At 68.3% G+C, this 18,796-nt stretch carries 15 protein-coding genes; 2 read left to right on the top strand and 13 right to left on the bottom strand.

Annotation, left to right across the window (positions count from 1 at the left end):
- Window positions 1-288: 288 nt before the first annotated feature.
- The 7 genes from V3B48_RS04490 to nudE form a co-directional block, all read right to left on the bottom strand.
- Window positions 289-723, bottom strand: a complete 435-nt coding sequence (locus tag V3B48_RS04490) for an NfeD family protein (RefSeq protein WP_125895565.1) — start codon at window positions 721-723, stop codon at window positions 289-291.
- Between the two features lies 1 nt (window position 724).
- Window positions 725-1,684 carry an SPFH domain-containing protein gene (locus tag V3B48_RS04485; protein ID WP_005410704.1) on the bottom strand — a complete coding sequence of 320 codons (960 nt, stop codon included), beginning with the start codon at window positions 1,682-1,684 and terminating at the stop codon, window positions 725-727.
- 66 nt (window positions 1,685-1,750) lie between these two features.
- On the bottom strand, window positions 1,751-2,053 hold the full coding sequence (locus V3B48_RS04480; protein ID WP_049422150.1) for a DUF962 domain-containing protein: 303 nt from the start codon (window positions 2,051-2,053) through the stop codon (window positions 1,751-1,753).
- Window positions 2,054-2,379: 326 nt separating this feature from the next.
- Complete coding sequence (locus tag V3B48_RS04475) at window positions 2,380-2,709, bottom strand: YnfA family protein (RefSeq protein ID WP_032130110.1); 330 nt, start codon at window positions 2,707-2,709, stop codon at window positions 2,380-2,382.
- Window positions 2,706-3,545 carry a nucleoside triphosphate pyrophosphohydrolase gene (gene mazG, locus V3B48_RS04470; RefSeq protein WP_182266555.1) on the bottom strand — a complete coding sequence of 280 codons (840 nt, stop codon included), beginning with the start codon at window positions 3,543-3,545 and terminating at the stop codon, window positions 2,706-2,708. Before mazG ends, V3B48_RS04475 begins: the two co-directional genes overlap by 4 nt.
- A 13-nt stretch (window positions 3,546-3,558) precedes the next feature.
- Entirely contained in the window at window positions 3,559-4,362 is an 804-nt protein-coding gene (cysQ, locus tag V3B48_RS04465; protein ID WP_329893281.1) for a 3'(2'),5'-bisphosphate nucleotidase CysQ, read from the bottom strand.
- Entirely contained in the window at window positions 4,359-4,922 is a 564-nt protein-coding gene (gene nudE, locus V3B48_RS04460) for an ADP compounds hydrolase NudE (RefSeq protein WP_010482713.1), read from the bottom strand. Before nudE ends, cysQ begins: the two co-directional genes overlap by 4 nt.
- A gap of 77 nt (window positions 4,923-4,999) precedes the next feature.
- Here nudE and bioA point away from each other — a divergent pair, with 77 nt between their 5' ends.
- Entirely contained in the window at window positions 5,000-6,391 is a 1,392-nt protein-coding gene (gene bioA, locus V3B48_RS04455) for an adenosylmethionine--8-amino-7-oxononanoate transaminase (RefSeq protein WP_220667676.1), read from the top strand.
- Entirely contained in the window at window positions 6,382-7,119 is a 738-nt protein-coding gene (locus V3B48_RS04450) for a 16S rRNA (uracil(1498)-N(3))-methyltransferase (protein WP_329893279.1), read from the top strand. Before bioA ends, V3B48_RS04450 begins: the two co-directional genes overlap by 10 nt.
- Window positions 7,120-7,227: 108 nt before the next feature.
- Here V3B48_RS04450 and V3B48_RS04445 read toward each other — a convergent pair whose 3' ends face one another.
- From V3B48_RS04445 to V3B48_RS04420, 6 genes are all read right to left on the bottom strand, one after another.
- Entirely contained in the window at window positions 7,228-7,692 is a 465-nt protein-coding gene (locus tag V3B48_RS04445) for a chemotaxis protein CheW (protein ID WP_049400402.1), read from the bottom strand.
- Entirely contained in the window at window positions 7,689-9,029 is a 1,341-nt protein-coding gene (locus V3B48_RS04440) for a chemotaxis protein CheB (RefSeq protein ID WP_329893278.1), read from the bottom strand. Before V3B48_RS04440 ends, V3B48_RS04445 begins: the two co-directional genes overlap by 4 nt.
- The gene (locus V3B48_RS04435) at window positions 9,016-15,708 is read right to left on the bottom strand and encodes an Hpt domain-containing protein (RefSeq protein ID WP_329893277.1); all 6,693 of its coding nucleotides are present in this window, start codon (window positions 15,706-15,708) and stop codon (window positions 9,016-9,018) included. The genes V3B48_RS04440 and V3B48_RS04435 overlap by 14 nt, the downstream gene beginning before the upstream one ends.
- Before the next feature lie 100 nt (window positions 15,709-15,808).
- Window positions 15,809-17,845: a methyl-accepting chemotaxis protein gene (locus V3B48_RS04430; protein ID WP_032130100.1), complete on the bottom strand. Its 2,037-nt coding sequence runs from the start codon at window positions 17,843-17,845 to the stop codon at window positions 15,809-15,811.
- A gap of 41 nt (window positions 17,846-17,886) precedes the next feature.
- Entirely contained in the window at window positions 17,887-18,417 is a 531-nt protein-coding gene (locus V3B48_RS04425; RefSeq protein WP_005410716.1) for a chemotaxis protein CheW, read from the bottom strand.
- Window positions 18,417-18,779, bottom strand: a complete 363-nt coding sequence (locus V3B48_RS04420) for a response regulator (RefSeq protein ID WP_005410717.1) — start codon at window positions 18,777-18,779, stop codon at window positions 18,417-18,419. The genes V3B48_RS04425 and V3B48_RS04420 overlap by 1 nt, the downstream gene beginning before the upstream one ends.
- Window positions 18,780-18,796 lie beyond the last annotated feature (17 nt).

Genomic DNA, 18,796 nt, shown 5'->3' with positions numbered 1-18,796 from the left:
TGTTTGTGAGCGGGGGGGCTGCCGGCGCCGTAAATGGGGGGGGGGGGGGGGGGTTGGGGTTCGCGGGACCGTTGGCGCCATGGATGGCGCCATCGAGCCCCCATGGGTGAGGGCGCTTTGCTTGCGAAGCACTGCTTCGCAAGCGACCGAACGCGCAGCCGCCAGCGGCTGGGCCGGACCGCGGAGCGGGGTCTACGGCGTGTCCCGCGAACCCAACCCGCCCGACCCAGACACATGAACCACCTTCCGCGACCACCCACGAGGGGCTCCGCCGTTGGCTGGGAACCCCTAGGCCACCGCTTCGACCAGCAGCGTGCTGCCCTGCACCGCCACCACCCGTACCCACGTACCTGCAGGCAGCTCCGGACCGCTCACCTGCCAGGACGCATCGTCAATGCTGACCCGTCCCTGGCCACCGACGATGGCCTGCTGCAGTACCACCTCCCGGCCGACCAGCTGCTCGGCACGGCGGTTGAGCAACGGCGCATCGCTGGGCCGTGCCCGCGGCCTCCCCCAGCGCCGGTAGCACTGGATCGAGACCACACTCAGCAGGACGAAAGCGATCACCTGCCACAACAGTGGAATGTCGCTGAACACCGCAACCAGTACGAACACCGCCGCCGCGCCAATGCCGATCCACAGCATGAACGCACCCGGCGCCAGCGCTTCGGCAGCGAACAGCAGCAGCGCCAGCGCGCCCCAACCGACGACTTCCCAGCGCATGTCAGCCTCCGAGCGGCGGCGGCCGCTTGCCGGCGGCCTTGTTGTCCTGGCTGGCCAGCGCCTGCTTCGCCAGTTCGGCCACGCCCGCGATCGAACCGATCACGCCACTGGCCTCCATCGGCATCAGCACCAGCTTCTGGTTCGGCGAACTGGCCAGCTCCTTGAACGCTTCCACGTACTTCTGCGCGACAAAGTAGTTGATCGCCTGCACGTCACCCTCGGCAATCGCGGCCGACACCACCTTGGTCGCCATCGCTTCGGCCTCGGCCAGGCGCTCGCGCGCCTCGGCATCGCGGAACGCAGCTTCGCGACGGCCTTCGGCTTCCAGCACGGTGGCCTGCTTCTCGCCATCGGCGCGCAGGATCTCCGACTGCCGTGAACCCTCTGCCTCGAGGATCTGCGCGCGCTTTTCGCGCTCGGCCTTCATCTGCCGCGCCATCGCATCCAGCAGATCGCGCGGCGGCTGGATGTCGCGGATCTCGATGCGGTTGACCTTCACGCCCCAGGGATTGGTGGCATGGTCGACCACGCTCAGCAGCTGGGCATTGATCACCTCGCGCTGGCTGAGCGATTCATCCAGATCCATCGAACCGATCACGGTACGGATGTTGGTCTGCACCAGGGCGATCATCGCCACTTCCAGGTTGGCCACCTCATAGGCGGCCTTGGCGGCATCCAGTACCTGGAAGAACACCACGCCGTCCACGCGCACGGCGGCGTTGTCCTTGGTGATCACTTCCTGGCTGGGCACGTCCAGCACCTGCTCCATCATGTTCACCTTGCGCCCCACCCCGTACACGATCGGGATCAGGAAATGCAGGCCGGGGGTCATGGTGTGCGTGTAGCGCCCGAAGCGCTCGACGGTCCACTCGTAGCCCTGGGGCACCATCCGTACTGCCTTGAACAGGATCACCACGGCCACGAAGGCCAGTACCACGGTAAAGAACATGGTCGGGAACATCTTGCTTTCCTTATCTATGACGTCCAGGCCCCAGCATAGCGCGTGAAGGCCACATTCACAGCGGAGCTACCAGGGCACGCGCCCGCGCAGGATGTCGGCGAACATCACCCAGTCGCCCATGAACGAGTACAGCGGGTGCTGGAAGGTGGCCGGGCGGTTCTTCTCGAAGAAGAAATGGCCGACCCAGGCGAAGCTGTAACCGCAGAACAGGGCGGCCAGCAACAGCACCGGCTGCCCGCGCAGGATCGCTGCAACGACCAGCAGCAGCACGCCGCAGCTGCCGACGAAGTGCAGCCGGCGCGATACCGGGTGGCGGTGCTCGCTGAGATAGAACGGATAGAACTCGCGGAAGCTGGCGAAGCGGGACATGTGCGTGTTCCGGGGGCCGTGGTCACCGCCATCATGCGCCTTCCCGGGAGGGAAAGCGGCCTGGACAGCGTGGCCGATTCTGACAAGGCAGTGCATGATCCGGTGGCGCTGCCTTTGTAGCGGGGGGGGGGGGGGGGGGGGGGGCCCCCGGGGGGGGGGGGCCCGGGGGGGCGGCGCAGTAGGAGGGGCGGCGGGTGGCGCCGCCCCCCCGCCCACCGCCCCCCCCCCCCGCTCCCTCCCCTCTGCCCCCCACGCTACATAAGAGCGGAAGCCGTCGAGCATGGCTCGACGCTACAAAAGCCGAAGCGGCCGAACATGGCTCGACGCTACACCGGGGGCGTGCGCGGCCCGAACATGATCACCGCCATGCCGGCCAGGCACAGGGCTGCGCCGAACAGGTCCCAGCGGCTGGGGCGGATGCCATCGACCAGCCACAGCCAGAACAGCGCGGTGCCGATGTAGACACCCCCGTAGGCCGCATAGACCCGGCCACTGGCGGTCGGGTGCAGGGTCAGCAGCCAGGCGAACAGGGCCAGGCTGGCGGCAGCCGGCAGCAGCAGCCACACGCTGCCGCCCTTGCGCAGCCACAACCACGGCAGGTAGCAGCCGACAATTTCGGCCAGCGCGGTCAGCAGGAACAGCGCGAGCGTCTTCACGCCTTCTCCGCCGCCTTGGCGTGCTGCCACAGTGCTTCCTGCGCATCCAGGTCCATCGACGCCAGCGCTCCACCCTGGGCGTCAGCCTGCGCTTCCATCGCACGGAAGCGGCGTTCGAACTTGTGGTTGGCCCCGCGCAGCGCCGCACCCAGATCGATATCGGCGTGGCGTGCCAGGTTGGCGCAGACGAACAGCAGATCGCCCAGCTCTTCCTGCAGGCGCGCTTTGTTGCCGGCAATATCGCCGCGCTCGAACTCCTCGCGCAGCTCCTGCAGTTCCTCCGCCGCCTTGTCCAGCACCGGCAACGGGCCCGGCCAGTCGAAACCGACCTTGGCCGCGCGCGACTGCAGCTTCACTGCCCGCTGCCATTCGGGCAGGCCACGCGAGATGCCGGCCAATGCGGAGGTGTCCTGCTCGCCCTTGGCGGCACGCTCGGCACGCTTGATCGCATCCCAGTTACGCGTCACCCCGTCGGCGTCATCGACGCTGACATCGGCGAACACGTGCGGGTGGCGGCGCTGCATCTTGTCGCTGATCGCGCGCGCGACCTCGGCGAAGGCGAAGGCGCCCTGCTCCTCGGCCATGCGCGCATGGAACACCACCTGCAGCAGCAGGTCACCGAGCTCATCGCAGAGATCATCGAGGTCGCCCCGATCGATGGCATCGGCCACCTCGTAGGCTTCCTCGATGGTGTACGGCGCGATGGTCGCGAAGTTCTGCTCCAAGTCCCAGGGGCAGCCACCCTGCGGATCGCGCAGGCGCGCCATGATCGACAGCAGGCGTTCCAGTTCGTTGCTGGCGGCACTGCCGGTGGTGGGGGTGTCGTGCGCGCTCATGCGGTCTCCAGGGTCAATCGGACAACCAGTCGCGCCACGGCAGGCTGGTGTCACCAAGGGCAATGAAATCACCGTTCAACAGGGTCTCGCGGCGGTTGTAGCGGAACGGCTTTCCGGTCGCCGCCGACAGCACCGCGCCACCGGCGGCGTGCAGCACGCACTGGCCGGCGGCGGTGTCCCATTCGGAGGTCGGGCCCAGACGCGGATAGACATCCAGACCACCTTCGGCGATCCGGCAGAATTTCAGCGACGAGCCCTGCGCGATGGTCTCGATGCGGCCCATGCGCGCCAGCAGCGCCTCGGTTTCCGGTGAGCGGTGCGAGCGGCTGGCGGCAACCCGCAGCGGTGCGGTGGCCGGCGTGCGGGTGCGCAGCACGGTGTCGTGCAGGCCCTGCCGGCGATAGGCCAGCTCGCCGCGCATGGCATGCCAGACGATGCCGGTGACCGGCGCCAGCACCACGCCGAAGGCCGGCGCGCCCTGGTAGATCAATGCGATGTTGACGCTGAACTCGCCGTTGCGCTTGATGAACTCGCGGGTGCCGTCCAGTGGGTCGACCAGCCAGTAGGCGCCCCAATGACGGCGTTGCTCCCACGTGACCTGGGCCGACTCCTCGGACAGGATCGGCAGATCCGGGGTCAGCTGCTGCAGGCCCTGCTCGATCACCTGGTTGGCGGCCAGGTCGGCTGCGGTGACCGGACTGTTGTCATCCTTGATCTGCACGTCGAAGCCGTCGGCATAGACCTGCATGATGGCCTGTCCGGCTTCCTGGGCAATGGCGATGGCGGTCTCGCGCAGGTCCGTGGTCAGTTTGATCATCGCAATCCCTGCAGCCACTGGCGGGCAATGAACAGCGCCGCCAGCGAGCGTCCCTCGGAGAAGTCCTCGCGCAGCATCAGCTGGTCCAGCTCGGCCAGCTTCCACGGGACGACTTCCAGCTCTTCCGGCTCGTCGCCGGCCAGCTTTTCCGGGTACAGGTCGCGCGCCACCACCAGCCACGACTGGTGGCTCATGTAGGTCGGGGCCAGGGTCATCGCGCGCAGCACATCCACCCGGCGCGCGCCGTAACCGGCCTCTTCCTTCAGTTCGCGGTCGGCGGCCTGCTCGGGGGTCTCGCCGGCATCGATCCGGCCCTTGACCAGGCCCAGTTCGTAGCGGTGCATGCCGGCGGCGTATTCACGTACCAGCAGCACGGTTTCGTCGTCGAGCATCGGCACCACCACCACCGCGCCATGCCCCCGGCTGACCAGCCGCTCGAAGCGGCGGCGTTCGCCGTTGGAGAACTCCAGGTCCAGGTGCTGGCGCTGGAATGGACCGTTCTCCTCATCGGTGATCCGATGGATGATCGGCAAGCGACGGCCGGCACGGTCATCGTTCATGCGGAATCTCCGCGGCGGCCGGCGCCTGCGCCGGGGCCGATAGAATGTGCAGGCAGCAACATGTTCATGAGCCCGAAATGCTAGCAGACCCAACCCCCTCCCCGCTGGCCCGCCATTGGCGGCAGCGCGACCTGCAGGTGCTGTGGCACCCCTGCACGCAGATGCGCGAGCATCCGCACACCCTGCCGCTGGTGCCGATCGCCCGCGGCGAAGGTGCCTGGCTGATCGACCACGACGGCAATCGCTATCTGGATGCGGTCAGCAGCTGGTGGACCAACCTGTTCGGTCATGCCGAACCGCGCATCGGTGGTGCCATCGCCGCCCAGGCCACGCAGCTGGAACAGGTGATGCTGGCCGGCTTCGGTCATGAGCCAGCCATCACCCTGGCCGAACGCCTGCTGGCGCTGGCCCCGCGGCAGCCCGGCCGCGAACCGCTGGCCAAGGTGTTCTACGCTGACAACGGCTCCGCCGGCGTGGAAGTGGCGCTGAAGATGGCCTTCCAGTATTTCCAGAACCGTGGCGAGCCGCGGCGCACGCGGTTCATCGCACTGGAGAACGGCTACCACGGCGAGACCCTGGGCGCGCTGGCGCTGGGTGACATCCCGCTGTATCGCCGCGTCTATGCGCCGCTGCTGGCCGAAGGGCTGTTCGCGCCCTCGCCCGACGCTTACCTGGCCGAGCCCGGCCAGAGCGCCGCCGATCGTGCGCGCCAGGCCGCGGACGGCCTGGCCACACTGTTCGACCAGCATCCGGGCGAAATCTGTGCGGTGATCCTGGAGCCACGCCTGCAGTGCGCGGGCGGCATGCGCATGCATGACCCGGTGTACCTGCAGCGGGTTCGCGAACTGTGTGATGCGCACGGTGCATTCATGATCGCCGACGAGATCGCCACCGGATTCGGCCGCACCGGCACCCTGTTCGCCTGCGAGCAGGCCGGGGTGATGCCGGACCTGATGTGCCTCTCGAAAGGCCTGACCGGCGGCTTCCTGCCGCTTGCCGCGGTACTGGCCACGCAGGCCCTGTACGACGCGTTCCTCGACGACTCGCGCGAGCGCGCCTTCCTGCATTCGCACAGCTACACCGGCAACCCGCTGGCCTGCGCCGCAGCGCTGGCGACGCTGGACATCTTCCGCGACGACGATGTGATCGTGCGCAACCGGGGCATCGCCTCGGTGATGGGCACGCTGGCCGCACCGTTCAGCGACCATCCGCACGTGGCCGACGTGCGCCAGGCCGGCATGGTGGTGGCGTTCGAGCTGTCGCGCGATGGCAACAAGCGCACCCCGTTCGACCCGGCCATGCGGCTGGGCCTGCACGCCTACAAGGCCGCGCTGAAGCGCGGTGTGGTACTGCGTCCGCTGGGCGACGTGCTGTACTGGATGCCACCCTACTGCGTGGATGACGAACAACTGGAGCTGCTGGCACATACCACGCTGGCGGCGATTGACGAGGCGATTGCATGCGCGTGACCCGCTGCCCCATCGACCTGGCGCTGCACAGCGGCCAGACCGTGACCCTGCCGGAAGAGACCGCCAACCACCTGGTACGGGTGATGCGCCTGCGCGAGGGCGATACCTGTGTGCTGTTCAACGGCGACGGCCATGACTACAGCGCCACGCTGACCGTGGCCGGCAAGCGCGAAGTGCAGGTGCGCATCGACGCCGTGCAGGCCATCGACACCGAATCGCCGCTGGCGATCACCCTGCTGCAGGGCATCGCCCGCGGCGAGAAGATGGACCTGATCCTGCAGAAGGCCACCGAACTGGGCGTGGCGGCGATCATTCCGGTCAACGCCGAGCGCACCGAGGTGAAGCTGGATGCAGCACGGGCGGAGAAGCGCGTGGCGCACTGGAACAATGTGGTGACCTCGGCCTGCGGCCAGTCCGGGCGCGCGCGCATTCCGCAGGTGGGATCACCGCTGTCGCTGGCGCAGGCGGCAGCGGCGCTGCCGCCCGATACGCTGCGGTTGACCCTGGACCCGCTGGGCACACATCGCTTGTCGACGCTGGCGGCCGCTCCGGCAGGCGGCATCGTGATCGCGATCGGCCCGGAAGGTGGCTGGTCGCCGCGCGACCGGGATCAGTTGGCGGCGGCAGGCTTCCAGGGCCTGCAGCTGGGACCGCGCATCCTGCGCACGGAAACGGCCGGCCTGGCCGCGATTGCAGCGTTGCTGGCAGGTTTGGGGTTGGTGGGGTAAGGCCCGATTCCTGGTAGTGCCGGCCGCTGGCCGGCCTCCACGGAATCATGCGGTTGCCGGCCAGCGGCCGGCACTACCAGGAATTCAAAATGCCCGGCGGATGTCCGATCAGGCCGCCAGCGAATCCAGGGCGGCTTCCAGCGCGTCCAGGTTCGGCAGCAGCGCGCTCTGCTCGCCCAGCAGCACACGCATGTGCACGATGTCCGGCAGGGTTTCTTCCGAGGCGTCAGCCAGCAGGCCGTCGCGCGGCACCGAAATCAGCTGCGGGAAGTTCTGCGTCAGCAGGGCGTAGTACGGGCGTTGCGCGTTGCCGCTGAGGGCCTTCAGCACCACCACCTTGTTGTGGCCGCCCACGGCTTCTTCGCCCAGTCCCGAAAGACGTGCGAACGACACCAGCGGCACCTGCCAGCCATGCCAGCCGATCTTGCCGACCAGCCAGCGCGGCGCATCGGAGACCGGCTGCACCGGCACGCGCGACATCATTTCGGCCACGGTGGCATTGGGCAGCAGCACGCGCGCGTTGCCGGCCTGGATCAGGACGCCACGGATTTCGTCATTGCTGGCATAGCTCATGGTGCTTCTCCGTTGTCGTCCTGCTCACCCCAGCGCGCGGCAATCGCCTGCGCCAGTTCCTGCGGTTCACCGGCCACCATGCCGGCAGCAACCACCGCCGTGGCTGCAGCCGGGTCGTAGCAGCCCTCGCCCACCTGCCCGGCCACCCATGCACCGGCGGCGGCCAGATCCAGCGCCGGACCAACATGCGCAAGGTCAGCGCCGCTGAGCAGGACCAGCGCGGTGTGGTCAGCTGGCAGCGCGGCAATCGCAATGCCCTGCGCGTCGCTGACGAAATGCAGGCCGTCACTGGCTGCCTGCACGCCGATGTCATCGGCCAGCACGTGCACTTCACCCGGAGTTGCACGCTGGCCGGCTTCAGCCAGCTGCACCGGCAACGGCGACACGCGTGCCATCTGCTTGACCAGGTTGCCGTAGCGCCCGCCATCCAGGCGCATGTGCACCAGGACGGGCACGCTCAGCGAAGGCGGCAGCGCGCCGAGCAGGCGACGCAGCGCATCCGGGCCACCGATGCCGGCCAGCACCAGCAGCGATCCGGCCCGTGCGCCCACGGGCGCTGCGGCATCCAGATCGACCAGGCTCAGATGACCGGTATCGAAGGAAGGCAGCGGAGCCTCCACGGCAGCGTGGTGCGGGCCGGTTGCCGAGGCATCGGCCTCGTCCTCGACCAGCGACCAGGCGGTGTGGTCGAAGGAGACCGGCGGTAGCGGCGGTGCTGCAGCAACGGGCTCAGCCAGCGACGGCAGTGCCGGTGCCTGCAGCGGCTCCGACACGATCGGCTGCAGCGCGGCCAGTGCCTGTTCCAGCGCGATCGGTTCGTGCAGCTGCGCAGGCGGCGAGTACAGAGTGTCAGCGGGGACCTCGTCGGCCCAGCTCAATGCCTGCTCCAGGTGCGGCTGCAGCGCTCCTTCCTGCGGCGCCGGTGGCGGTGCCGGGTGGCCCGGCTCCAACTGCAGGCTGGGTTCTTCTTCGGCCCCCGGCGGCAACACCTGCTGGTGGCCATGCAGCTTGGCGGACAGATGACGGCCCCAGCGCTGAGCCTCCCAGCCATCACGGCGCGCGGCCAGTTCGGCCTCGTCGAAGACCAGGGTCAGACCCGGTGCGGACAGCACCGCTTCCAGGCGCTCCAAGGCGTCCTCGATGGCGGCTTCCAGCGCGATCACCACGAACTGTGGGCGCGCCTCCTGCAGGACCCGCGCCTCCAGCGTGTTGGGATCATCTTCCAGCACCAGCTGCACATCGGCGTGCGCCAACGCCTCACGCAGGCGCTCACGCGCCGCGCCGGGACGGGCCAGCAGGGCCACGGCCGGAGCCGCTTGGGTTTCACTCACGGACACGGGCGATCCCCAGCAGGTCGTACACGTTACGCATCAGGTCCAGTTCCTGGTACGGCTTGCCCAGGTAACGCTGGACACCGATCTCGAAGGCGCGCTGGCGGTGCTTGTCACCGCTGCGCGAAGTGATCATCACGATCGGCACGTCCCTGTAGCGCGGGTCGGCACGCATCGCGGTGGCGAGCTCGTAGCCATCCATGCGCGGCATCTCGATATCCAGCAGCATCAGGTCCGGCACGCGCTCTTCCAGGCGTTCCAGCGCTTCCACGCCGTCGCGGGCGACGCTGACCTCGAAGTTGTGGCGTTCGAGGATGCGGCCGGTGACCTTGCGCATCGTCAGCGAGTCGTCGACCACCATCACCAGCGGCACCTGGCGCTCCTGGCGCGGTGCGTTGGCCAGCACAGGCAGCGTCGGGTTGGCGAGGAAGCGGCGCACCAGCGGCGCCACGTCCAGGATCACCACCACGCGGCCATCGCCGGTGATGGTCGCGCCGTAGATGCCCGGCACCGACGCGATCTGCAGGCCGACCGGCTTGACCACGATTTCGCGGTTGCCCAGCACCTGGTCGATCGCCACGGCGGCACGCAGATCACCGGCACGGACCAGCAGCAGCGGCACCTGGTCCTGGCCATCGGCACGCGCCGGGGCCTGCCCGACCAGGCTGCCGAGGTCGTACAGCGGATAGTCTTCGCCGCTGTAACGGTAGCTGCTGTCGGCGGCTTCGAAACGCTCGCGCGACAGGCGGCCGATACCACTGACCGAGGCCACCGGCACCGCGAAGGTGGTTTCGCCGATCTGCACGAACACCGCCTGGGTGACGGCCAGCGTCTGCGGCAGGCGCAGGGTGAAGCGTACGCCCTGGCCCCGCACCGACTGGATGTCGACCGAGCCACCGAGCTGGCGCACTTCGTTGCGCACCACGTCCATGCCCACGCCACGACCAGCCAGCTGGCTGACCTGGTCGGCGGTGGTGAAGCCGGACGCGAAGATCAGGTTGTCCAGCTCCTGCTCGTTCGGCTGCGCATCGGCGGCCAGCAGGCCACGGTCGATGGCGCGGCGGCGGATCGCCTCGCGGTCCAGGCCAGCACCGTCATCGGCCACTTCCAGCACGATTTCCGAACCTTCGCGGTGCAGGCGGATGGCGATCTCGCCCTCCTCCGGCTTGCCGGCGGCGCGGCGCTGTTCCGGCGCTTCCAGGCCATGGGCCACGGAGTTGCGCAGCATGTGTTCCAGCGGCGCGACCATGCGGTCGAGGACGTTGCGGTCCAGTTCGCCGTGGGTTCCTTCCAGGGTCAGGTGGACCTGCTTGCCGGTATCCATGCCGGACTGGCGGACCACGCGGCGCAGGCGCGGCACCAGGCCATCGAACGGCACCATGCGCGCGCGCATCAGGCCATCCTGCAGCTCGGAGCTGACGCGCGACTGTTGCTGCAGCAGCGAATCGTACTGGCGCGACAGATCGTCCAGCACGCCCTGCAGGCCACCCAGGTCGGCCGCCGACTCGTTCAGCGCACGGCTGAGCTGCTGCAGGGTGGAGAAGCGGTCCAGCTCCAGCGGATCGAACTTCTGGTCGGCCTGGTCCTGTTCGCGCTGGTAGCGGGCGACGATCTGCGCCTCGGTTTCCAGGTCGAGTCGCCGCAGCTGGTCGCGCAGTCGCGCATTGGTGCGCTCCAGTTCGCCCATGGCACCACGGAAGGCACCCAGCTGCTGTTCAAGCCGCGAGCGGTAGATCGCCACTTCACCGGCATGGTTGACCAGGCGGTCGAGCAGGTCGGCACGCACGCGCACCTGCTCCTGCTGCGGACGCGCCAGCGGATCTTCATCGACCACGCCCTCGGCCGGAAGCGGAGCCGACAGCGGCGCTTCGATCGGGGTCGCCAGCGGGCCCGCAGCCTGTGCGGGCACGGTCTCGATCTCGCTGGCCGCACGCGCGGCCGCAGCGGCTGCGGCGATATCGATGGTCGTGCGGACCTCGAAGGCTTCGACCAGATCCTGCGCCGGCTCCACCACGCGGTGCGCGCCGGTGCGGGTGAGCAGCTGGTGCAGGCGGTCAAAGCCACGCTCCAGCAGCTGCACGTCGCGACGTTCGATCTCGGTACGGCCAGCGGCCACCGCCTCCAGCAGCGATTCGATGCTGTGGCCAAGATCGCCGATGGCATTGATGCCAGCCATGCGTGCGCCACCCTTCAGGGTGTGCAGATCACGCTGCAGGCCGGCCAGCACCTCGCGGTCCTGCGGTGCATCGCGCAGTTCGCTGATCAGGCCATCGCAGTGGTCGAGCAGGTCCTTGCCTTCCTCGACAAAGATATCGACCAGCTCGCGGTCGTACACGCTGAAGTCGAGTGCATCGGCGCCGTCCTCGGCATCCGCCGCAACAGGTGCCTGCTCGTGGTGCGGCGCATGCGGCACGATGTCGGTCGCTGCAACCTGGGCATCGGTATCGACCGTGCCCTGGCCCGGTGCGTCTTCCATTTCGAAGAAGCGCACCGCAGCAGTGCCGCCCTGCGGCGCCTCTGCGGTGATCTCCTCAATCACCGTCGCCGGGGACGGCTGATCGGCGCTCTCTCCTTCACCGACCGCCGCCTCCCCGCCGACGTCCGCATCCTCGGCAAAGGCATCTGCCTCACCCGGCGCGAGTTCGCTGGCCTGGAGGCCGATCACGGGCCATTGCCCGTCGTCGTCCAGGGTCTGCTCCTCCTCGATCACGTGCAGGCCGGCCTCGAGCGCGGCTGCCAGCGTGACCGGTTCTGCAAAACCCGGCACAGCCATTTCATCCTGCAGGCTCGACAGCTCGCTGTCGAGTGGCAGTGCAGCAGCGTCATCAATGACGTTGTCATCGTCACTGCCCGAATCAAACGGCAACGGCGTATTCAGGTCGATCGCGTCAACTTCCGCAGACACCGGCAACTCTTCCGCGTCGCGGTCATCCACCGGCAGCGCACTGGCGTCGAGGTACGGCGACAGATCGTCCGCCATGGTCAGGTCAGCGTCGTCGACCGTCGCGATCGCCGGCACGGCATCTGATTCGTCCTGGGCAACATCAGGCGCACTTTCAATCGGCTGGATCGATTCAATCGCGCCGGTGTCCGCCGCGGCAGGTTCACCTTCGCCCGGCACCGACGGCCAGCCGGCGTCGAAGTAACGCGAAAGATCGTCGCTGGCGGTCAGCTCACCCACGTCCAGGCCGCTGTCGGCTGCGACGTCCAGCGCCTCCAGCCCGGTTGCAGCTGGAACCGGTTCCAGCGCATCTTCGGCATGCGACTGCGGCTCGGCAATGAAATCGGTCGCCGCATCGAAAGCGGACGGCATGCTGGTTTCGTCCAGCGTGTCCAGCCCGGCCAGCGGCGCTTCGGCCGCGGATGCCTGCTCGGCATCAGGCGCCAGCTCGACGCCCTCTTCGTCCTCGTCTTCCAGCGCGAACAGCGGCCAGCGCGCTTCCGGCAGCTCGCCGGCCAATGCCTGCAGCCGCTGCACCAACGCGCCCTGCGGAACAATCCGCGGCTGTTCGGCCTGCAGCGCCTCCATGGTCGCGGTGATCGCCTGCGCGGTCGCATCCAGTGCGGCTACGCCCTCGTCGCCAGGCACCACGTCGGCGGCCAGTGCGCGCTTGATGTAGGACTCGGCACCGCCGGTGACCGCCGTGATTTCCGGCACTTCGGTCATCGCGAAGGCGCCGTTCATGGTGTGCACCGCACGCAGCAGTGCGTCGCTGACCGGCTGCGGTGCCTGCTGCGCCGAACGCAGCCATTCCTGCAGGGTCGCCTGGTGGACTTCGACCTCGGCCTCAAGGATCTCGCGCAGTACGCTGTCGATGTTGGCCGGGGTACCGGCGTCTTCCGCCACCGCCGTGGCATCGGCCTGCGCCGACGCAGCGGCCTCGGCTTCCAGCAGGCGGCTGATTTCGTCTTCGCCTTCGGACTCGGCCAGTGTCGCTGCCGGTGCGGCCGCAGCCGGCAACGGCACGTAGAAGGTCTCCTCGCCAGCACCGACCCGATCGGCAATGGCCTGCATCGCCTGCAGGTCCACGCTGATGCGCTGGCCATGGCGCAGCGCGGCGTTCAGCTGCGGCAGCGCGGCATGGGCGTTGTCGACCATCGCCAGCACCGCCGGAGTCGCCGGGCGACTGCCATCGAGCACGCGATTGAGCATGCCTTCGATCTTCCAGGCGAACTCGCCCAGGGTGCGTGCACCCACCAGGCGGCCACTGCCCTTGAGGGTGTGGAAGATGCGGCGGATCGGCCGCAGCCGGTCCATGTTGTCCAGCTGCATGCGCCATGCCGGCAGCAGCGTGCCCAGGTTGGCCAGCTCGTCGTCGAACTCTTCCAGGAACACCTCGCGGATGTCCTCGTCGATGTTCTCGGCATCGTCGTCGAAGCCTGCCTCGAAGCCGGTCTCGGTGCCGGCCACGACCGGGATGTCCGCAGCGGGCGGAGCCGCCATGGCCTGCGGATTGAAATCGGCCGCCGCGGCGCTCAGCTCGGCGAAGAACTGCGCGTCGGCTTCGCTGAAGTCGATCGGCGCGATGGTGTCGATATCAATCACCGACACCGCCGGTGCGGGTGCATCGGAGACCGGCGTCAGCACCTCGGCCATCGGCGCGGGCACGTCCTCCTGCACATCCGCCGGAACCGCGTCCGCTTCGGCAACCACAGGGCTTTCGTCCACCCGCACGGATGCAGCGGGATCGACGATCTCCAGCGCCGGGTGCAATCCGGCGTCGTCGTCCAGCGACAGCGTCTCCATCGCGTGCAGCGACAGCACGTCGTCGGCATTGTCCAGCGCATCGGCGTCGAAACGGAACACCACGTCGTCACCGGCGGCGACCACATCGTGCTCGGCAGCCACCGGGTCGAACACGGGCGCGGCAACATCAGCGGTGTCGAAGGGCACCGACGCGTCGACGTCGTCCTCGACATCCATCACAGCCACATCGGCCAATGCCGGCGGTGTTGCCTCCGACAGTGTCCACTGCGGCGCCGGTTCCACGCTGGTTTCGGCCCGTTCGAAACTGACCGGGTCGAAGCTGGCGAAGGTCGGACTGCGCTCGTCTTCGGCACTCGCGGTCGGCTCGGAGTCCGGATGGAACGGTGCGAGATCCCATTGCGGTACCTCGGGCGCAGGCGCGCTGGACGCGGCGAAGACCAGCGGTGCATCCGCGTCGTCATGCAGCGACAGCGGTGTGGAGGCGACACTCCCCAGCGCCCCGAACATCAGGCGGTTGTCCACCACCTCCGGTGCAGGCGCGGCCGGTGGCGGATCGAAGGTGAAGTCCGGCAGCGGCACCGGCACCGTGCCGGCGGCGGGCGCGGCCGGCTGCACCGGAATCTCGATGGGCTCCGGCTGCAGCGGCTCGGCCTGCAGCGCGATCGGCTCGCGGTCCACCAGCAGCGATGCGAACGGAATCGGCGCGGCGGCAACAGGCGCCACCGCATTGCGGTCCGGCAACGGCCAATAGCGCAGCGCTTCAAGGCTGCTGCGGGTGATGTCGAGGATGTCCTCGCGGCCCGGGCGGCGGTCGCGCAGAGCCTCGAGGTAGTACTCCAGGCTGGCCATGGCATCGGCCAGGGTGTCCAGCTGGCGGCCACTGGGCACGCGCTGGCGACCGATCAGCTCGGCTTCGATGTACTGCTGCACACCGCGCAGGTAATCGGCGGCGGTGTTCAGGTCGAGCATGCGCAGCGCACCGGACACATCGCCCAGCAGGCGCGGCACGTCCTGCAGCTCGGCATGGTTCCAGCTGGTTTCAATGAAAGCGACGAAATGCTCACGGGCCGCCGCGAAGTTGGCGATGGCTTCATGCGCCAGCACTTCCACGGTGCGCCGGTTCTCGACCGCGCTCGGATCGTCCTCGCCACTGCCACCGGCGCCCAGATGGGCCACCTGGTCGTCCAGCGAGGCATCCACGTACAGCAGTGCGCCGGCGATATCCAGCAGCAGGTTCTCATCGATCTGCTGGCGACCCTCGACCACGCCACGCAGCGCGTCGCGCTGCTGCACGACCACGCCACGGGCCACGCCCAGGCCCATCATGCCCAGCGTATCGGCCACCGCGCCGAGCTCGTTGGCCTGGGTCTGCAGCTGCTCCGGTGCACCACCGGTACGCAGGTGCAGGTCCAGCGCATCCTTGATGCGCAGCAGTTCTTCCTTCACCGCGCTGCCCACGGTATCCAGCAGCTCGCGGTTGCGCCCGCTCAGGCTGCCCCGGGCATGGTCCAGCTCGGCCTCGGTGGCGCTGACGCTGTCCGGCGCGAACGCCAGCAGCACGCTGTCATGCACGCCCTCTTCGCCACGCGCGGCACGGATTTCGTTGAGCAGCGGCATCAGCACGATCGGAATGTCGCGGTGGCCGTTCTGCAGGCGCTCCAGGTAATCGGGCAGCAGCACGCTGCCGCGCATCAGGGTCGCGCAGGCTTCATCCCGATCAGCCACGCTACCGGCGCCGATGGCATTGGCCAGCTGTTCCAGCTCCTCGGCCACCATCGCCGGGGCGTACAGCTCGACCATGCGCAGGGTGCCCTGCACCTGGTGCAGGTAGCCGGCGCAGATGCGCATGCGGCTGGCATCGGCCGGGTCTTCCGCGTAGTACTCGACCTCGTTGCGCACCTGGCGCAGGGTCTCGTCCAGCTCGGGCTTGACCCAGCCCAGCGCTGCGTGGCTCATCGCATCGCGCAGACTGCTCATGGACGCGCTCCGTTCGCCGCCGCGCGGAAGCCGCGCGAGTTCTGGCGTGGGGAATGGAAATGCTTCATCGACTGGTTCCTTGCTCGCCGCCCTGCCCGCGTCACGCCGGCAGCTTGAAGTCGGCGACCGAACGACGCAGGTCGGCCGCCAGCTGCGCGAGGTGACCGATCGATTCGGCGGTCTGCCCGGCACCCTGCGAGGTCTGGCCGGTGATCTGCCGGATCACGCCCATGGTGCGGGTGATGTCCGAGGCCGCAGCCGACTGCTGCTGGGCGGCGATGGAGATGTTCTTGATGAGGGTGTTCAGTGCATTGGACACGCGCTCGATTTCGGTCAGTGCGGTGCCGGCGTCCTCGGCCAGGCGTGCACCGGACACCACTTCGGCGGTGGTCTGTTCCATCGAGGTGACCGCTTCGTTGGTATCGGCCTGAATGGCCTGGACCAGGTTCTCGATGCGTCGGGTTGCGCCCGAAGTGCGTTCTGCCAGGCGCTGCACTTCGTCGGCCACGACCGCGAAACCGCGGCCCGCTTCACCGGCCGAAGCCGCCTGCACCGCCGCGTTCAATGCCAGGATGTTGGTCTGCTCGGAAATGTCGTTGATCAGTTCCACGATCGAGCCGATTTCCTGCGACGACTCGCCCAGGCGCTTGATGCGCTTGGAGGTTTCCTGGATCTGGTCACGGATCTGGTCCATGCCCTGGATGGTCTCGCGCACCACGCCGGCACCTTCGGCAGCGATCACCACCGAGCGCTGTGCCACGTCGGCCGACTCGGCCGAGTTGCGCGACACCTGTTCGATGCTCGCCGCGATTTCACCGATGCGGTCCGAGGCCGAGGTGATCTGGTTGGCCTGATGGCCCGCCGCCTCTGCCAGCTGCATGGCGGTGGCCTGGGTTTCCTGGGTGGACAGCGCGACCTTGGCCGAGGTGTCGTTGATGGTGGTCACCAGGTGGCGCAGCTCGTCCACCGCGTAGTTGATCGCGTCGGCGATGGCGCCGGTCATGTCCTCGGTCACCGAGGCCTTCACGGTCAGGTCGCCCTCACCCAGCGAGGAGATTTCGTCCAGCAGCCGCATGATCGCCTGCTGGTTGCGGCTGTTGAATTCCACCTGGGTCTGGTAACGCAGTTCCTGCTCGCGCGAGCGGCTGCGCACGTTGGTGGAGACGAAGCCGATGATCGCGATCAGCGACAGCGCACCGGACACCACGCCGATCCAGAAGTTCGGGAACAGGCGGGTATCGGACACCGAACCGAACGAGGAGAACGCCTCGAACAGCTTGCGGCTGTCGTCCAGCATGTGCGCCGAGCCCTGGCCCAGCGCGGTGGCGGCGGACTGGGCGGCGAACAGCTGGCGCGAGCTGGCCAGGATCGCATCGGCGTCCTGCTTCATTGCCTCCCACTTCTGCTGCGACTGCTCCAGCGCGGCCACGGCGGCGGCACCGCGCACGGCGGTGATGCCCAGTTCCTCGTTGCCGTTGCGCAGGCCGTCGAGCACCTGCGAGAACACGGTAATGTCGCGTGCCAGTGCATCGCCCGAGGTGGCAGCGGCGCTGCCACCGGCACGCATTTCGGTCACGCGGCGGGCCATCGAACCGGCCACCACGACCTGCTGCAGTGCGCTGTACACCTGCGACGACGGCGCGCCCGAGGCGGACATCGCGCGCACCAGCTCGTTCAGCTGGGCCTGCAGGCCCGGCACCGCGCCGGTGAAGTTGTTGGCATTGCCGGCCAGCGCCAGCACGGCGGGCTCGCTGGCGACCAGCTGCCCGGCCTGCTTGCCCAGCGGCGCCCAGGTCTCGGCCAGGGTGGCGATCGCACCGGACACGCCCGGTTCCTTGCCGTAGCGCCCCTGCAGGGTCGACACGTTCTGTTCGATCGCGTTGCGGGTGGCCTTGAAGGCGGTGAACGCCTGCGCGTTGCCGCCCACCGCATCACGGCCCTGGTTGGCCAGCTGCTGTGACAGCACCTGCAGGTCGGCCGCCTTGGAGCCGGCATCGGCCAGGCGACTGCCCTGCCAGGTGGCGACGCCGGTGTTGACGCCGAACAGGATCATCGATGCCAGCAGCAGGAACAACCAGAGGTTGCTGCCGCCCAGCCGCAGCTTGCCGGTCTTGGTGGCGTCCGAAGCAGTACTCATCGTTCAACCTCGATCTTCAATGCAGGGGGCGATGCCCGGCCTCAGGCCGCGGCTTGCCGGAATTCAGGGGTACGCGACAGCAGCGAGAGCGAGAACACGCCCCAGTCGTGGCCGTCGGCGTGGAAGGCGCGATCGACGAAGTGGCCGTAACGTCCTTCGGCCAGCGTGCCGGCCGCGATCTGCTGGTCCAGTTCGAAGCTGCGCTGGCCGAACAGTTCATCGATGGTCAGCGCGACGTCGCCGCCGGCCTGGCGCATGATCAGCACGCGCTGGCCTTCCTGCTGCACGGTACGCGTGCCTTCCAGGAAGTACTTCAGGTCGACCACCGGGAACAGGTTGCCGCGCAGGTTGCCCACGCCCAGCAGCCACGGCTGCGCGCACGGCACCGGGGTGACCGGCGGCATCGGCACGATTTCCACCACTTCGCGGAAATCGGACACCAGCCGGCGCTGGCCGACGCGGTAGCCCACGCCACGCCAGAGGTCCTGGGCGAACTGCCGTTCGGGCAGCTGCACCGCATGGGCCAGGCTGCGCCGTTCGTAGGCTTCGAGAATGTCGAAGGGCGAGCGCATCAGGCCACCAGTTCGTTGATCCGCGCGATCAGTTCATCCTCGCGCGGCGGCTTGACGATGTAATCGGCTGCGCCCTGGCGCAGGCCCCATGCCTTGTCGGTTTCCATCGCCTTGGTGCTGACGATGATCACCGGGATGTGCTTGATCGCTGCGTCACGGGCCATCGCGCGGGTGGCCTGGAAGCCGCTCATGCCGGGCAGGACCACGTCCATCAGTACCAGCTGCGGCACCTGGTCGCGGACCAGCTGCAGTCCATCCTCGGCGTTGTCCGCTTCCAGCACCTCATGGCCGGCACGGCGCAGCCACTGGGTGAACACCGCGCGGTCGGTCGGTGAATCCTCGATCAGAACGATACGAGCCATTGTGCCTTTCCCCCCTG

It is taken from the genome of Stenotrophomonas sp. SMYL20 (genome assembly GCF_036320045.1).
Classification (GTDB): Bacteria; Pseudomonadota; Gammaproteobacteria; order Xanthomonadales; family Xanthomonadaceae; genus Stenotrophomonas; species Stenotrophomonas maltophilia_A.
This window is presented reverse-complemented; position numbering and strand designations above follow the sequence as displayed.

Coding starts and splice junctions, on each gene's coding strand:
- V3B48_RS04445 (WP_049400402.1), bottom strand. CDS start 7,692: ATGAGCTATGCCAGCAATGACGAAATCCGTGGCGTCCTGATCCAGGCC.
- V3B48_RS04480 (WP_049422150.1), bottom strand. CDS start 2,053: ATGTCCCGCTTCGCCAGCTTCCGCGAGTTCTATCCGTTCTATCTCAGC.
- V3B48_RS04490 (WP_125895565.1), bottom strand. CDS start 723: ATGCGCTGGGAAGTCGTCGGTTGGGGCGCGCTGGCGCTGCTGCTGTTC.
- V3B48_RS04435 (WP_329893277.1), bottom strand. CDS start 15,708: ATGAGCAGTCTGCGCGATGCGATGAGCCACGCAGCGCTGGGCTGGGTC.
- nudE (WP_010482713.1), bottom strand. CDS start 4,922: ATGAACGATGACCGTGCCGGCCGTCGCTTGCCGATCATCCATCGGATC.
- V3B48_RS04420 (WP_005410717.1), bottom strand. CDS start 18,779: ATGGCTCGTATCGTTCTGATCGAGGATTCACCGACCGACCGCGCGGTG.
- V3B48_RS04430 (WP_032130100.1), bottom strand. CDS start 17,845: ATGAGTACTGCTTCGGACGCCACCAAGACCGGCAAGCTGCGGCTGGGC.
- bioA (WP_220667676.1), top strand. CDS start 5,000: ATGCTAGCAGACCCAACCCCCTCCCCGCTGGCCCGCCATTGGCGGCAG.
- V3B48_RS04450 (WP_329893279.1), top strand. CDS start 6,382: ATGCGCGTGACCCGCTGCCCCATCGACCTGGCGCTGCACAGCGGCCAG.
- V3B48_RS04485 (WP_005410704.1), bottom strand. CDS start 1,684: ATGTTCCCGACCATGTTCTTTACCGTGGTACTGGCCTTCGTGGCCGTG.
- V3B48_RS04425 (WP_005410716.1), bottom strand. CDS start 18,417: ATGCGCTCGCCCTTCGACATTCTCGAAGCCTACGAACGGCGCAGCCTG.
- cysQ (WP_329893281.1), bottom strand. CDS start 4,362: ATGATCAAACTGACCACGGACCTGCGCGAGACCGCCATCGCCATTGCC.
- mazG (WP_182266555.1), bottom strand. CDS start 3,545: ATGAGCGCGCACGACACCCCCACCACCGGCAGTGCCGCCAGCAACGAA.